The 17,060-nt window shown below is 57.4% G+C and carries 5 protein-coding genes and 5 rRNA genes; all 10 read right to left on the bottom strand.

Features of this window, described 5'->3' with window-relative positions; translation table 11 throughout:
* Positions 1 to 278 precede the first annotated feature (278 nt).
* The 10 genes from bcor_RS00555 to bcor_RS00510 all read right to left on the bottom strand — a co-directional run bounded on the left by bcor_RS00555 (position 279) and on the right by bcor_RS00510 (position 16,940).
* A complete protein-coding gene (locus bcor_RS00555) occupies positions 279 to 2,303 on the bottom strand; it encodes a glycoside hydrolase family 36 protein (RefSeq protein WP_158332613.1) in 2,025 nt (674 codons plus the stop codon).
* 138 nt (positions 2,304 to 2,441) lie between these two features.
* On the bottom strand, positions 2,442 to 3,509 hold the full coding sequence (locus bcor_RS00550) for a LacI family DNA-binding transcriptional regulator (RefSeq protein ID WP_033498744.1): 1,068 nt from the start codon (positions 3,507 to 3,509) through the stop codon (positions 2,442 to 2,444).
* Between the two features lie 80 nt (positions 3,510 to 3,589).
* Positions 3,590 to 4,483 carry a carbohydrate ABC transporter permease gene (locus bcor_RS00545; protein WP_081870288.1) on the bottom strand — a complete coding sequence of 298 codons (894 nt, stop codon included), beginning with the start codon at positions 4,481 to 4,483 and terminating at the stop codon, positions 3,590 to 3,592.
* Positions 4,483 to 5,370 (bottom strand): carbohydrate ABC transporter permease, encoded by an 888-nt coding sequence (locus bcor_RS00540; protein ID WP_179943878.1) that lies wholly within the window; start codon positions 5,368 to 5,370, stop codon positions 4,483 to 4,485. The genes bcor_RS00545 and bcor_RS00540 overlap by 1 nt, the downstream gene beginning before the upstream one ends.
* 86 nt (positions 5,371 to 5,456) lie before the next feature.
* A complete protein-coding gene (locus bcor_RS00535) occupies positions 5,457 to 6,602 on the bottom strand; it encodes an ABC transporter substrate-binding protein (RefSeq protein WP_238548557.1) in 1,146 nt (381 codons plus the stop codon).
* Positions 6,603 to 7,250: 648 nt separating this feature from the next.
* Positions 7,251 to 7,367 (bottom strand): 5S ribosomal RNA (gene rrf / locus bcor_RS00530).
* Positions 7,368 to 7,539: 172 nt separating this feature from the next.
* Positions 7,540 to 10,603: ribosomal RNA gene (locus tag bcor_RS00525) — 23S ribosomal RNA — on the bottom strand.
* A 410-nt stretch (positions 10,604 to 11,013) separates the two neighbouring features.
* Positions 11,014 to 12,538: ribosomal RNA gene (locus bcor_RS00520) — 16S ribosomal RNA — on the bottom strand.
* Between the two features lie 1,049 nt (positions 12,539 to 13,587).
* A 5S ribosomal RNA gene (gene rrf / locus bcor_RS00515) occupies positions 13,588 to 13,704 on the bottom strand.
* Between the two features lie 172 nt (positions 13,705 to 13,876).
* Positions 13,877 to 16,940: ribosomal RNA gene (locus bcor_RS00510) — 23S ribosomal RNA — on the bottom strand.
* The 16S, 23S and 5S rRNA genes sit together here, the layout of an rRNA operon.
* Between the last annotated feature and the right edge of the window lie 120 nt (positions 16,941 to 17,060).

Genomic DNA, 17,060 nt, shown 5'->3' with positions numbered 1-17,060 from the left:
CAAAGCCCGGCTTTTTCATTCTGTTGCACCACCGCTTCACTGCATCAGAGCATCAACCTGGCGGACCCATACGGCTGCATCGGAACCCGCAGCTGCTTGCGTCTCATTTGACGGGTGCCTCGGAAAGGCACCAGGCAAAGAGAATCACTCAGGAGCGAGCGCCCCTGACATCACCGGCGACGCGGATTAAAGGGACCTGCGACCCAACACCGCCAATCCCAATACCCCAAACGACATATGGGATGAGCCAATCCTTGCGGCCCACCCACAGACAATCGTTATTTCACGTCGTGGATCAGGGCCACAGCCGCCGAGAAAGCGCTGAGACCATCTATCCGCAGGGCACCTTCACTGAAACTGAGACTGGTGTCCTGATCAGCGAAGAGTTCAACTCGACCCATTGGGCCATCAAACGGAATCGCCACAGATGAGGGAGCGTCGGCGAATGCGTGAAGGACAAGCAGGTAGTCATCGGATTGAGTGGATTTTCTGAGCACCGCCTGCCACCCCTCGGGCTCGCGGTAGCTTCCCATCTTGGTTCCGAAAAATCGGCTTTCCCCTGAGGCGATGATCGGTGCCGCATGCCCGTACAGACTTGTGGCCTCATCAATCAGTCCCCACTGCGCCGACGACAGGGTCTCCATGTTCCCCGAAAGGCAGAGCCTGCCCAGGAAGCCCGAAGCCAGGCGGTAACGTGTCTGATCCTCCGAGAGTTCCGGCCTCATCACAGCCCAGATCTGGGATTGCCTTGGAAGAATCATCCGGTGCATGTTTGCGGCAATCAAAGGGATCTCTATGCACTCGTGCGCATCGGAGAAACTGCCCATGGCGCCCAGCTCCATAAAACTCTGAACCAGGCGATGGCCTCCAGAAGAGCAGACTTCAATGACGACTTCAGGCAACTCGTCGCGAATCTGCCTGATGAAACTCAGGGTCGCTTGAATCTGGTCGTACAGTCCCTCCCCGAGAGATCTGCCCGGCTCACCGGGGGTCTCGCAGCCGATACCTATGGTTTCGTTATAGTCGATTTTCAGGTAGTCAAACCCGTTCGACCGCAAAAAATCGATTACCTTGTCATGAAGGTATGAGCGCACACTGGGATTCCTCATATCAAGGAAGCGCCTGTCACCCGAGGTTATCGGAATTCCATCCCGGTGCAGCAACCAATCGGTTTTCTCGAAGCACTCAATCTCCTGGCGACCGGCCACTTCGAATTCAAACCAGATTCCGGCCTTCATGCCCGCCTGATGGATCGCATCCACCACATACTTCATCCCATGGGGGAAGGCTGTCTTGTTCACCTGCCACTTGCCCAGCCGACTCGAATCGGTGAACGACTGATCATCAAACCAACCGGCATCTATAACAAGATAATCGACGCCATGGTTCTTCAGCTCGTTCATCTGTGACAAGACACTGAGCTCAGAGGGCTTACCCCAGGTCGAGCAGAACTCGTTGAAGACGATAGGCAACTCGTCACGCTCGCTGTCCGGCAGCTCCAGATTCTCTTTGATATGCGAGGCCAGCACCTGGCCCGCCTCATCCACGCCGCCTCTGACGACGGTCAGCACGGCCGCCGGTGCGGTGAAGATTGCCCCAGGCCCCAGAGTATGCATCCAGTGGCCAAATTCCCTGTCGGCCAGACCGCCGGACAGGGACAGACCCTTGCTCTTCCTGCTGACCTCCAGCTGCCAGCTGGAGCCCTGGGTGGTGGATGCCGCCCACGTGATGCCATTGACCACATCCTCCACAGCAACAAAAGGAGCCCAAACGCGTACCGGGAAGGAGCCCACAGCCCCGAAGCGCAGGGTGTTCGCCACATGCTCCTGCCAATCAGGTTCCAGCTGCAGTTCCTCGACACTTCGTGTCTCGAGTCGCCCCTCCGCGCTCCAGGTGCTCCGCAACCGATGGAGCTTCAAGGCACCAGTGGAGATGCCCTCCAAAAACGGCGACAGGGACCCCAGAGTAAAACTGGACAGCATTTCCAGGGTTATCGGTAAGTTCGTGTGGTTGATGACCGAGGTCCGAATCTGAACAGTCGAAGAGATTCGTCCGAATTCGAGCTCATGGACATACTCAAGGCCACGATCATCGTTCATATGCGTCGTCACCAGGACGGCACCACGGTCCGTTCTGGATACCTGCTGAGCGGCCATGTGCAGATTCGCAATGGTGGGCGAATCACGCATCGTGCGGCCCTGCGCGTAGCCACCGGCGTAGTCGTCTCCGATTACCTTTGCCTGGACCAGGGGTTCCGGGGGGCAATCGTCCCTTATCACCTTGTCCTCAAGCCCCTCGGGCACAAGGAGCAATTCCGAGACCTGAGAATCTGCATCCTTCCGGAATATCGCACTTAATCCCGCGTTCGAAACAGTATTGGTTACTATGCGCATAGCTTTCCTCTTGAGTATGGGCGGATGCAAATATAAATGGCTTCTGGTTTACTTCATTGATCCATGTGAACTCGGCGGCGGTGCCGTGGATTCCCTGACGACAAGTTGCGCGGAATTATCTCCAATGTTGTATGGCGCATCGTTCTCCACCTCGGCAGACCCGTTCACCCGATTCAGGATCAGCTTGACCGCACCTGCACCGAACAATTCAAAGTCCTGCCTCCACGTCGTCAACGATGGGATGGAGAGACCGGCTATGGGATTGTCATCAAACCCGGCAATGCTGATATCCTCGGGAACACGTTTCCCGACCGAATGCAAGCCGCGCATCACACCCATGGCTATCTCGTCATTGCCGACAAAAACAGCTGTGACTCCGTCCTCCTGGCCCAGTTCCCATCCGATCTTTTCCGCATCCTTCGGATCCCAGCTGGCTATATACGGGGGCGGGACCGGTATACCCTCCTCTTCAAGCGCCTTGCGCCACCCCGATTGCCTCGTTTGTGCTTCGTCGTTCTCCGGCACAGCCACGTGGTGCACCACCTGGTGCCCCAGGGAGAGCAGATACTTGGTAATGGCATAACCACCCTCGTCATCATGGGTGAACAGCTGGCACTGTCCGGGACGGCGATTGCCTCCAACCAGGACAACGGGGGTATCTTCCGGCGCATCACGCAGTATCTCATCACACGCCGCTCCATACCTGGGTTGGTTGATGATTATGCCCAAAGGGTTCGTACTCAAGGTCGACTTGATGGTCTGGCTGATACTGTCAAAATTCTGCTGCTCATCGAACAGCACCACGTTGACCATTGCACCGGCCTTGATGGCCGCATCCTCAACACCCCTGATGCAGTCGACCACTCCGTACAACAAGTCCCTGCCAGCGAAGAATGCTATGGTGTTGGACCTGCTGTTGGCCAGCCCCCGCGCCAATATCGACGGATGGTAGTCAAGCATCTGAATGGCCCTGGCGATGCTCTGCTTTTTACCGCTCGTCAGGTGCTCCCCATTATTGAGATACCGAGAAACCGATGAAATTGAAACGCCTGCAAGCGCGGCGACATCAGAAATCGACGGGGACTTCTTTTTACCGATATCCGTCGGCTCACCCATAACACCCTCCTAACAAGAACCCATCAGACATACAGAGAACCAGCCTTCTCTACAAGCCGGTTATATACAGATTTCCCGTATCACTTCACTGCTCCCCCTGTGATTCCGCTGATGATCTTGCGCTGAGCAACGGCGAAGATAATCAGGAGAGGCAGACTCATCAAAATAATATAGGCGAATATGAGATGCCAGTTATTGAGATACAGGCCAGCACTCGCCACGTTGTACAGATTCAGAGGCAAGGTGTTCATCTTCCCAGAGAGTATGAACAGGGCGTAGAAAACATCATTCCAGATATAAAGTATCAGCAGAATTGTAGCGGTGGCGATGGTTGGGGCGAGGAGCGGGAGGATGAGGGTGAAGAAAATCCGGGCCGGAGAGGCACCATCAACCCTCATTGACTCCTCAAGTGAGTTCGGTATTGTCCTGATGAAGCCTGTCACGAAGAAAACGACGGTCGAGAGGTAAATCCCGACATACACGCAGATCATACCAATCGCAGTGCCTGATAATCCGATCATTTTCAGCAGCATCATGACTGTCACAACCGCAGGGGGAAGGATGAGCCCGGATATCGCCAAGGCATAGCAGAATGACATCGCCTTCGTCGTACGGCGGGCAAATATCCAAGAGGCCATGGATCCACACAAGATGGCTATCAGGACAGCGGGAAGCGTCACGACGACGGACCCTATGAAGGCCTGAACCATCTTCCCTTCTCTGATCACCGTAGCGAAGTTCTCGAACAACAGCCACTTGCTCGGTGGTGCCATGTTCAGCCGCAGGGCCTCGGACTGGCTCTTCCCAGCCGTCACTATCAGCAGCCAAAAGGGCACAGCAAGCAGAAGGAACATGATCACAATAACGAGAACATCATGGGCCACACGACCGATATGGCGACCGCTTCCGAATCTGCCGGTCCGGCGCCCTGCCTCGGTCTTCTTTGCAGTACTACGCACAGCATTGCCAGTCATCAGAAGATGCTCCTTTCCCTGCGGCGTAGGAAGTATATAAGTGGGAGTGCGATTACCGCCACCAAGATGAACAGCACCAGGCTCATGGTTGTTGATTGGGAGTACAGCCCCTGTCCGAAGGTTCTCCAGACAAAGATGTTGAGGATCTCCGTCGAACCGCCCGGTCCGCCCTTGGTCATGGCCTGCACCATATCGAATCCGTTCAGGGACCCCAATAGGCTTGTTGCAACGTTGAAGGTGAAGGCAGGTGCCAGGAGGGGGAACTTGATCGACCGGAAAATCTGGAACTTGTTCGCGCCATCGATTTTTGCCGCTTCCAACACATCCGGGTCAATCGTTTTCAGCCCGGCCAGGAAGATAAGCATGGATAGACCCATCCACTTCCAGCCTTGAATCGCCGCCACGACCACAATGGCCCAGGTCGTGCTCCCCAACAATCCCGTCACCACCGAGTGCCCGACCAGCGAGGAGAGTATCTGGTCCAAGGCACCACCCGTCTTCAGTATTGCCTGCCAGATGTACCCCACGGCCAGGGCGGACATGATGACAGGTATGAAGAACATGACCCTCGCGAAGCGGTTGAGATGCGTATCATCTTCAAGCAGAAGAGCCAGCAGTAAACCGAAGGTGTTCTGGAAAATCGCAATGCAAACGGCATACACGATGGTGATTCGTATATCCTTGAGCAGGGTGCCGTTGCTGAACAGGGTAATGAAGTTCTGGAGCCCGTTGTAGTTGATTGTGTCCTTGAAGGCAGACCAGTCGGTAAAGGCATACACGAAGTTCATTACCGTGGGAACAATAAAGAAAATCACCAGCATGATACCCGCGGGCATCAGGAACCGCAGTGGGTAGTTCTTTTTCATGAGAGCACGCTTCTGACCCATACCTCAACTCCTTACATCAGTGACCTTGATAGGGTGCGGACCGATGCCTTTCCGGAGAACTGCACGATCCGCACCTACCGCCTGGGTCAGAACCCACTTACACCTTGTGCTTTGGCTATCTGGTTGAACTGGTCCTGTGTGGTCTTCGCCACCTGTTCAGGCGTTTCTGTCCCGTTGATCATGTTGGCGAGATTGATGTAGAGATCAGGGTTCGCCACAGCCGCCGACTGCATGGACGGCGCACTTTCGTCGAGCGAGGATGCAGCGTCAAGCAGGGCCTGCGGTACATTCTTCGGAGACTCCACCGTCTTCAGTGCAGAGACCAGCCCTCGATCATTGACGAAGTTCTTATACCCGTCCGACATCCAGTAATTCAGGAACTGTCGAGTAGCGGCTTCCCTCTTGGAATCTCCGGTTTTGAAAGCCACCACAGCGCTTGAGGCACCGGGCGAGAGAGAAGAGATGTTACCATCCTTGGAGATGGGCAGGAACCCTAGGGATTCATCAAGCTTGGCCTTGTCGTTCTTGGCCAGGGCAGCAGCCACATTGAACTGGGCATTGTTGCCGAACACCATTCCCGTTTTCCCGGAGTACAGGGCCTCGGCCTGCTCATCCAGGGTTGCGGAACCAGCGTCCTTATTGAACAGGCCCTGGTCCAGTAGGGACTTGTAATTCTTGATCGCCGTCAAAATAGTGTCATCGGTGAACTTCTCTTTACCGGTATTGACGCGGTCCCAAAGCCCGTCTTTGGCTGCCTCTGCAAGCTGCACCTGAACAGCCCATTGCGTGCCCCACTGCGATCCTCCCATCTCAAAGAATGGCGAATCAGCAGCATTCGTGTCCTTAATCTTCCTGGCGGCCTCAACGACTCCGTCCCAGCCCTTCGGATCCTCGGTTATCCCCGCTTTCTTGAAGACGTCCTTGTTGTACCAGACCCCCATAACGTTGACAGGAGACACCAAGGCGGCATATCGATGCCCCTTTGTCTGCCCGAGTTTATCGATGCCGGGGTTATAGTTCTTGACCCATGGAGCACCGTCCAGCTTTTGCAATTTGTCGGTAGCAACAAACCCGGCCAGCATGGAGTTTGTGGGCTCCCAGGTCGCCAGGTCAGGCATGTCTCCAGTGGTTATTTTCGTCTGTACGTTGTTCTCGTAGCTATCAGGTATGGTCTGCAGATCAATCTTCGCACCGGTTTCCTTCTCGAAATCGGCAATGACCTTGAGTGGCATCTTGTTATCAGACTGACCAATCCAGAATGTCAGCTTCGTTCCATCAAGTTTGCCGCTCGCAGCGGGCCAGTAATCAGCCGAGCCGACCTCTTCTCCCCCGGAGTTGTTAGAAGCGGCCGGGTTCCCACACCCTGACAGCAACAACCCAGCAGCTAGAATCCCTGCAATTGCCAGCCTCCCGGCTATTTGTCTTTTCATCTGAACTCCTTCGTTACTGATGACATCCGGATTGCCTCATCACTGAGAACAACCGTAGAGAAGATACTAGCACAGTTTGGTAGCGCTTTCAAAAAACAAGGATAAAACACTCTCGTTGCTTTTAAAGGGGTTTCTGAGAGGTAAACAGAAAGTCCAACAGATATCTTGGTACCGTTTGCACAGCTACGCAAGAACTCTCCATAAATTGTTGAGTAACACAGTTGTTGCTGATTCCAGCACCTACGGTGCCGGCAGGCACCTTGCCGGTGACGGTGGGGGCCGATGCAATCGTACGCAGTTACTGTTGCAGAGCCTCAGAGAACCTACGGCGTACGTTGTCGTGCCGGTCTTGCCGTGGTGCCGAGTGCGCTTCCGGGTGTGTGTTCGTGTGTGTATGTGGAAGGGGTCCCGTGCGGCGTGTGCCGTGCGGGACCCCTGTCCGATGTTGTGGAGCGGCGGTGTGCTACTCTCCCACACCCTTCCGAGTGCAGTACCATTGCCGTGCTGGGTCTTAGCTTCCGGGTTCGGAATGGGACCGGGCGTCTCCCCCAGGCCATGACCGCCGCAAATTCTGTTGTACCGGCCCTGCGCTTGGCGCGGCGGGCGGGTCGTGGTGACGGTTCGGGGACCGGACGGTGGACGCGTGTTTCGTTGTCGATCGCCTGTGGCCGTTCGTGTTCATTGCCGCAGGTCTCGTTCGCAGTGGTGTCGATGCCTCCACCCCTCGACGGGGGTGGGTGTTGTGTTGTCTTCGACCATTAGTGCCGGTCGGCTTCGCCCCTTGCGGGGTTTCCACGTCCGGTCTATCGACCATGTGTTCTGCATGGGGTCTTCAGGAACCGAGGTTCCATGGAATCCTTATCTTGGAGGGGGCTTCCCGCTTAGATGCTTTCAGCGGTTATCCCATCCGAACGTAGCCAACCGGCCGTGCCGCTGGCGCGACAACCGGCATACCAGAGGTTCGTCCACCCAGGTCCTCTCGTACTATGGGCAGGKCTCCTCAAGATTCCAACGAGCGCAGAGGATAGAGACCAAACTGTCTCACGACGTTCTGAACCCAGCTCGCGTGCCGCTTTAATCGGCGAACRGCCGAACCCTTGGGACCTGCTCCAGCCCCAGGATGCGACGAGCCGACATCGAGGTGCCAAACCATCCCGTCGATATGGACTCTTGGGGATGATCAGCCTGTTATCCCCGGGGTACCTTTTATCCGTTGAGCGATGCCGCGTCCGTACGCCGGCACCGGATCACTATCTCCGACTTTCGTCCCTGCTCGACCCGTCGGTCTCGCAGTCAAGCTCCCTTGTGCGATTGCACTCAACACCCGATTGCCAACCGGGCTGAGGGAACCCTTGGGCGCCTCCGTTACTCTTTGGGAGGCAACCGCCCCAGTTAAACTACCCGCCAGGCACTGTCCCTGACCAGGATGACTGGTCGAGGTTAGAGGCCAGATGAGGACAGAGCGGTATTTCACATTTCGGCTCCACGGATGCTGGCGCACCCGCTTCGAAGCCTCCCGCCTATGCTACACAGTCCGCACCTAACGCCAATACCAAGGTATAGTAAAGGTCCCGGGGTCTTTTCGTCCTTCTGCGCTTAACGAGCATCTTTACTCGTACTGCAATTTCGCCGAGCTCCTGGTCGAGACAGTGGGGAAGTCGTTACGCCATTCGTGCAGGTCGGAACTTACCCGACAAGGAATTTCGCTACCTTAGGATGGTTATAGTTACCACCGCCGTTTACCGGGGCTTGAATTCACCGCTGCCCCCCCGAAGGGGATGACGGATCCTCTTAACCTTCCGGCACCGGGCAGGCGTCAGTGCATATACAGCGACTTTCGTCTTCGCATGCACCTGTGTTTTTGGTAAACAGTCGCTACCCCCTGGTCTGTGCCACCCCCCTCGGCTCCGCGCGCTGGGCGCCTCACCGCAAGGGGTCTCCCTTATACCGAAGGCACGGGAGTGATTTGCCGAGTTCCTTGACCAGGATTCGCTCGATCGCTTTGGTATACTCTACCTGACCACCAGTGTCGGTTTAGGGTACGGGCGGCGACAGCCCTCGCACCGAAGCTTTTCTTGACGGAACGGCACACCGGATTCGGGGCACGAGGCCCCCCATCATCACACCTCACGCTCATGCCGGACGGATTTGCCTGCCCGACGCGCCACATGCTTGACCACGGATAACCACCACCGCGGCCCGGCTCCCGTTCCGTGTCACTCCTGTGCTACCCGCCACGCATCCACACACCGGTCCCGCACCATCGGACGGTCCGAAGACCGCCGCCCGATACGGGTAAGGGCATGCTTCCACGTCTTGGATTGGGCGGTCTGACGCCGGTAGGAGAATATCGACTCCTTCATCCATTCGACTACGCCTGTCGGCCTCGCCTTAGGACCCGACTCACCCGGGGACGACGAACGTGGCCCCGGAACCCTTGGTCATCCAGCGGACGGGATTCTGACCCGTCTCTCGCTACTCATGTCTGCATTCTCACTTCCACACGGTCCACGGCCGGCTCACGCCGCCGCTTCGCCCCATGCGGAACGCTCTCCTACCCAGTACAGCAACTGCACTGCCGCGTCTTCGGTGGTGTGCTTGAGCCCCGCTACATTATCGGCGCGGAACCACTAGACCAGTGAGCTGTTACGCACTCTTTCAAGGGTGGCTGCTTCTAAGCCAACCTCCTGGCTGTCTATGCGACTCCACATCCTTTCCCACTTAGCACACACTTAGGGACCTTAGACGACGATCTGGGCTGTCTCCCTCTCGACGACGGAGCTTATCCCCCGCCGACTCACTGCCGCGATACACCTCACACGTATTCGGAGTTTGGCTGCTGTCGGTACCCGATACGGGCCCTCAAGCATCCAGTAGCTCTACCCCATGGAGACATTGACGCGACGCTGCACCGAAATGCATTTCGGAGAGAACCAGCTATCACGGAATTTGATTGGCCTTTCACCCCTAGCCCCAGGTCATCGGCCCGGTTTTCAACCCAGGTSSGTYCGGTCCTCCACGCGGTCTTACCCRCGCTTCAACCTGCYCAGGGCTAGATCATCCCGCTTCGGGTCCAGGGCACGCGACTCAAACGCCTTTTAAGACTCGCTTTCGCTACGGTTGCCCCACACGGGTTAACCTCGCCACGCACCACTGACTCGCAGACTCATTTTTCGATAGGCACGCCGTCACCCCGAAAGGCTCCGACGGATTGTAGGCACACGGTTTCAGRAACTGTTTCACTCCCCTCCCGGGGTGCTTTTCACCTTTCCCTCACGGTACTCGTACGCTATCGGTCAGACAGGTATATTCAGGCTTACCCCACGGTCGGGGCGGATTCACACGGGATTCCACGAGTCCCGCGCTACTTGGGAACAAGGATCGGCAGACGACGCGTCTTCGACTACGGGGCCATCACCCTCTACGGCCGGGAATTCAATCCCGTTCGTCTCACACGTCGTTTTATCACTGCCGCCGGGTCCGTCGGAACCCGGGCACCAAATCCCACAACACCCATGCCGCAACCCCCGACGGGTATCACACGGCACAGGTTTGGCCATCATCCGCTTTCGCTCGCCACTACTCACGGAATATCTCTTCCTGCAGGTACTGAGATGTTTCACTTCCCTGCGTACCCCCCGCACGAATGCGGTGCCAGCCCATGACGGCTGGCGGGTTTCCCCATTCGGACACCCTCGGATCAAAGCCCTGTCGGCGGCTCCCCGAGGCCTATCGCGGCCCCACGCGTCCTTCATCGGTCCTGTCTGCCAAGGCATCCACCATGCGCCCTTACCGACAACACGACCACAGGCCATGCCACGGCAACAACAACTGCGAACTGCCAGACGACAAATCATCACACTAATAGATCACAAAACGATCGACCCGAACCCACCATGTGGGCTCGGACGAAACAATACAAGCGGACGGACAGGCACAAAGCCAGCCATCCACTCGCGTCCACTATCCAGTTCTCAAACCACCACCACACCACCAGGACCCGCCACGGGACGACACCCGCACAGGAACCCGATGGGCGACAGGAACACCACCCACAAGGGTGGCGGTCCGGGAACCCAACAGCGCATCCATGCCACAGCCCATTCGACCGTTCCACGCCAGCACGCCCACACCATCCGACCGACCGGCCGGACCCATGGACACGACCCCACGACCCAGACACGGGCGGGGGATTTTACTCATATCTCCGTAGAAAGGAGGTGATCCAGCCGCACCTTCCGGTACGGCTACCTTGTTACGACTTAGTCCCAATCGCGGACCTCACCTTAGACGGCTCCCCCCCAAACGGGTTGGGCCACCGGCTTCGGGTGCTGCCCACTTTCATGACTTGACGGGCGGTGTGTACAAGGCCCGGGAACGCATTCACCGCGGCGTTGCTGATCCGCGATTACTAGCGACTCCGCCTTCACGGAGCCGGGTTGCAGRCTCCRATCCGAACTGAGACCGGTTTTMAGGGATCCGCTCCATGTCGCCATGTCGCATCCCGTTGTACCGGCCATTGTAGCATGCGTGAAGCCCTGGACGTAAGGGGCATGATGATCTGACGTCATCCCCACCTTCCTCCGGGTTAACCCCGGCGGTCCCCCGTGAGTTCCCGGCATGACCCGCTGGCAACACGAGGCGAGGGTTGCGCTCGTTGCGGGACTTRACCCAACATCTCACGACACGAGCTGACGACGACCATGCACCACCTGTGAACCGGCCCCGAAGGGAAACCACGTCTCCGCGGTCGTCCGGCACATGTCAAGCCCAGGTAAGGTTCTTCGCGTTGCATCGAATTAATCCGCATGCTCCGCCGCTTGTGCGGGCCCCCGTCAATTTCTTTGAGTTTTAGCCTTGCGGCCGTACTCCCCAGGCGGGATGCTTAACGCGTTAGCTCCGACACGGAACCCGTGGAACGGGCCCCACATCCAGCATCCACCGTTTACGGCGTGGACTACCAGGGTATCTAATCCTGTTCGCTCCCCACGCTTTCGCTCCTCAGCGTCAGTAACGGCCCAGAGACCTGCCTTCGCCATTGGTGTTCTTCCCGATATCTACACATTCCACCGTTACACCGGGAATTCCAGTCTCCCCTACCGCACTCCAGYCCGCCCGTACCCGGCGCAGATCCACCGTTAAGCGATGGACTTTCACACCAGACGCGACGAACCGCCTACGAGCYCTTTACGCCCAATAATTCCGGATAACGCTTGCACCCTACGTATTACCGCGGCTGCTGGCACGTAGTTAGCCGGTGCTTATTCGAAAGGTACACTCACTCTCGCTTGCTCCCAATCAAAAGCGGTTTACAACCCGAAGGCCGTCATCCCGCACGCGGCGTCGCTGCATCAGGCTTTCGCCCATTGTGCAATATTCCCCACTGCTGCCTCCCGTAGGAGTCTGGGCCGTATCTCAGTCCCAATGTGGCCGGTCGCCCTCTCAGGCCGGCTACCCGTCGAAGCCTTGGTAGGCCATCACCCCACCAACAAGCTGATAGGACGCGACCCCATCCCATACCGGTAAACCCTTTCCCACACCATCATGCGATGATGCGGAACACCCGGCATTACCACCCGTTTCCAGGAGCTATTCCGGAGTATGGGGCAGGTTGGTCACGCATTACTCACCCGTTCGCCACTCTCACCAGACAGCAAGCTGCCTGGATCCCGTTCGACTTGCATGTGTTAAGCACGCCGCCAGCGTTCATCCTGAGCCAGAATCAAACCCTCCACAAAAAAACAATGAAGAAGCCGAAACGACTCTCATAATAAATTGACGGATCCGCTTCCATAAGGAGGAAACAGACCCACGAAAAACCCCGACACCCCTCACAACGCTCCCGCGTACCCGGCAAAACCGGGCGGGCATCGGACTGGCAATCAAAAAAGCTATAAAAGTAGCACAAACACGCTCTTGAGTTCTCAAACCACCACCACACCAACAAGCAGTCCACGCTCTTCTTGGAAGAGGAACCGCCGTGTTGAGCAGCAAGAGATAAACTTACCACGCATGCGTCATTCCGCAAATCAAAAATTATGGAGACCGTCGTTAATCCAGTAATTCCAGTCCTCGTATCGGCGTGTCGGAAAGATGATTATCATCATCTGCTTTGTCCTGTCGGCCCTTTTCCCCGGTGCAGACCCCCTAATCTGAGCACATTTTATTCACATCTGTCCCTTTTAACTTCCGCATGACGGCGTGTTTCCAGGACCGTTTCGGTTATGACATTGCCAAGGTGCCGACCGTGGTAATCGGTACCTACGAACCATGCATATATCCAACCTTCAATTCGGGCCTTGGCGAATCCGTCGATAGCTGCAGCGATGCAGGGGGGGGGGGCATCAAGACCCGGGCGGCTCCCGGGATTGCCTCATCACTGAGAACAACCGTAGAGAAGATACTAGCACAGTTTGGTAGCGCTTTCAAAAAACAAGGATAAAACACTCTCGTTGCTTTTAAAGGGGTTTCTGAGAGGTAAACAGAAAGTCCAACAGATATCTTGGTACCGTTTGCACAGCTACGCAAGAACTCTCCATAAATTGTTGAGTAACACAGTTGTTGCTGATTCCAGCACCTACGGTGCCGGCAGGCACCTTGCCGGTGACGGTGGGGGCCGATGCAATCGTACGCAGTTACTGTTGCAGAGCCTCAGAGAACCTACGGCGTACGTTGTCGTGCCGGTCTTGCCGTGGTGCCGAGTGCGCTTCCGGGTGTGTGTTCGTGTGTGTATGTGGAAGGGGTCCCGTGCGGCGTGTGCCGTGCGGGACCCCTGTCCGATGTTGTGGAGCGGCGGTGTGCTACTCTCCCACACCCTTCCGAGTGCAGTACCATTGCCGTGCTGGGTCTTAGCTTCCGGGTTCGGAATGGGACCGGGCGTCTCCCCCAGGCCATGACCGCCGCAAATTCTGTTGTACCGGCCCTGCGCTTGGCGCGGCGGGCGGGTCGTGGTGACGGTTCGGGGACCGGACGGTGGACGCGTGTTTCGTTGTCGATCGCCTGTGGCCGTTCGTGTTCATTGCCGCAGGTCTCGTTCGCAGTGGTGTCGATGCCTCCACCCCTCGACGGGGGTGGGTGTTGTGTTGTCTTCGACCATTAGTGCCGGTCGGCTTCGCCCCTTGCGGGGTTTCCACGTCCGGTCTATCGACCATGTGTTCTGCATGGGGTCTTCAGGAACCGAGGTTCCATGGAATCCTTATCTTGGAGGGGGCTTCCCGCTTAGATGCTTTCAGCGGTTATCCCATCCGAACGTAGCCAACCGGCCGTGCCGCTGGCGCGACAACCGGCATACCAGAGGTTCGTCCACCCAGGTCCTCTCGTACTATGGGCAGGKCTCCTCAAGATTCCAACGAGCGCAGAGGATAGAGACCAAACTGTCTCACGACGTTCTGAACCCAGCTCGCGTGCCGCTTTAATCGGCGAACRGCCGAACCCTTGGGACCTGCTCCAGCCCCAGGATGCGACGAGCCGACATCGAGGTGCCAAACCATCCCGTCGATATGGACTCTTGGGGATGATCAGCCTGTTATCCCCGGGGTACCTTTTATCCGTTGAGCGATGCCGCGTCCGTACGCCGGCACCGGATCACTATCTCCGACTTTCGTCCCTGCTCGACCCGTCGGTCTCGCAGTCAAGCTCCCTTGTGCGATTGCACTCAACACCCGATTGCCAACCGGGCTGAGGGAACCCTTGGGCGCCTCCGTTACTCTTTGGGAGGCAACCGCCCCAGTTAAACTACCCGCCAGGCACTGTCCCTGACCAGGATGACTGGTCGAGGTTAGAGGCCAGATGAGGACAGAGCGGTATTTCACATTTCGGCTCCACGGATGCTGGCGCACCCGCTTCGAAGCCTCCCGCCTATGCTACACAGTCCGCACCTAACGCCAATACCAAGGTATAGTAAAGGTCCCGGGGTCTTTTCGTCCTTCTGCGCTTAACGAGCATCTTTACTCGTACTGCAATTTCGCCGAGCTCCTGGTCGAGACAGTGGGGAAGTCGTTACGCCATTCGTGCAGGTCGGAACTTACCCGACAAGGAATTTCGCTACCTTAGGATGGTTATAGTTACCACCGCCGTTTACCGGGGCTTGAATTCACCGCTGCCCCCCCGAAGGGGATGACGGATCCTCTTAACCTTCCGGCACCGGGCAGGCGTCAGTGCATATACAGCGACTTTCGTCTTCGCATGCACCTGTGTTTTTGGTAAACAGTCGCTACCCCCTGGTCTGTGCCACCCCCCTCGGCTCCGCGCGCTGGGCGCCTCACCGCAAGGGGTCTCCCTTATACCGAAGGCACGGGAGTGATTTGCCGAGTTCCTTGACCAGGATTCGCTCGATCGCTTTGGTATACTCTACCTGACCACCAGTGTCGGTTTAGGGTACGGGCGGCGACAGCCCTCGCACCGAAGCTTTTCTTGACGGAACGGCACACCGGATTCGGGGCACGAGGCCCCCCATCATCACACCTCACGCTCATGCCGGACGGATTTGCCTGCCCGACGCGCCACATGCTTGACCACGGATAACCACCACCGCGGCCCGGCTCCCGTTCCGTGTCACTCCTGTGCTACCCGCCACGCATCCACACACCGGTCCCGCACCATCGGACGGTCCGAAGACCGCCGCCCGATACGGGTAAGGGCATGCTTCCACGTCTTGGATTGGGCGGTCTGACGCCGGTAGGAGAATATCGACTCCTTCATCCATTCGACTACGCCTGTCGGCCTCGCCTTAGGACCCGACTCACCCGGGGACGACGAACGTGGCCCCGGAACCCTTGGTCATCCAGCGGACGGGATTCTGACCCGTCTCTCGCTACTCATGTCTGCATTCTCACTTCCACACGGTCCACGGCCGGCTCACGCCGCCGCTTCGCCCCATGCGGAACGCTCTCCTACCCAGTACAGCAACTGCACTGCCGCGTCTTCGGTGGTGTGCTTGAGCCCCGCTACATTATCGGCGCGGAACCACTAGACCAGTGAGCTGTTACGCACTCTTTCAAGGGTGGCTGCTTCTAAGCCAACCTCCTGGCTGTCTATGCGACTCCACATCCTTTCCCACTTAGCACACACTTAGGGACCTTAGACGACGATCTGGGCTGTCTCCCTCTCGACGACGGAGCTTATCCCCCGCCGACTCACTGCCGCGATACACCTCACACGTATTCGGAGTTTGGCTGCTGTCGGTACCCGATACGGGCCCTCAAGCATCCAGTAGCTCTACCCCATGGAGACATTGACGCGACGCTGCACCGAAATGCATTTCGGAGAGAACCAGCTATCACGGAATTTGATTGGCCTTTCACCCCTAGCCCCAGGTCATCGGCCCGGTTTTCAACCCAGGTSSGTYCGGTCCTCCACGCGGTCTTACCCRCGCTTCAACCTGCYCAGGGCTAGATCATCCCGCTTCGGGTCCAGGGCACGCGACTCAAACGCCTTTTAAGACTCGCTTTCGCTACGGTTGCCCCACACGGGTTAACCTCGCCACGCACCACTGACTCGCAGACTCATTTTTCGATAGGCACGCCGTCACCCCGAAAGGCTCCGACGGATTGTAGGCACACGGTTTCAGRAACTGTTTCACTCCCCTCCCGGGGTGCTTTTCACCTTTCCCTCACGGTACTCGTACGCTATCGGTCAGACAGGTATATTCAGGCTTACCCCACGGTCGGGGCGGATTCACACGGGATTCCACGAGTCCCGCGCTACTTGGGAACAAGGATCGGCAGACGACGCGTCTTCGACTACGGGGCCATCACCCTCTACGGCCGGGAATTCAATCCCGTTCGTCTCACACGTCGTTTTATCACTGCCGCCGGGTCCGTCGGAACCCGGGCACCAAATCCCACAACACCCATGCCGCAACCCCCGACGGGTATCACACGGCACAGGTTTGGCCATCATCCGCTTTCGCTCGCCACTACTCACGGAATATCTCTTCCTGCAGGTACTGAGATGTTTCACTTCCCTGCGTACCCCCCGCACGAATGCGGTGCCAGCCCATGACGGCTGGCGGGTTTCCCCATTCGGACACCCTCGGATCAAAGCCCTGTCGGCGGCTCCCCGAGGCCTATCGCGGCCCCACGCGTCCTTCATCGGTCCTGTCTGCCAAGGCATCCACCATGCGCCCTTACCGACAACACGACCACAGGCCATGCCACGGCAACAACAACTGCGAACTGCCAGACGACAAATCATCACACTAATAGATCACAAAACGATCGACCCGAACCCACCATGTGGGCTCGGACGAAACAATACAAG

The organism is Bifidobacterium coryneforme, assembly GCF_000737865.1.
Taxonomy (GTDB): Bacteria; Actinomycetota; Actinomycetes; order Actinomycetales; family Bifidobacteriaceae; genus Bombiscardovia; species Bombiscardovia coryneformis.
The sequence above is the reverse complement of the archived record's forward strand: the minus strand, read 5'-3'. Positions and strand labels throughout refer to the sequence as shown.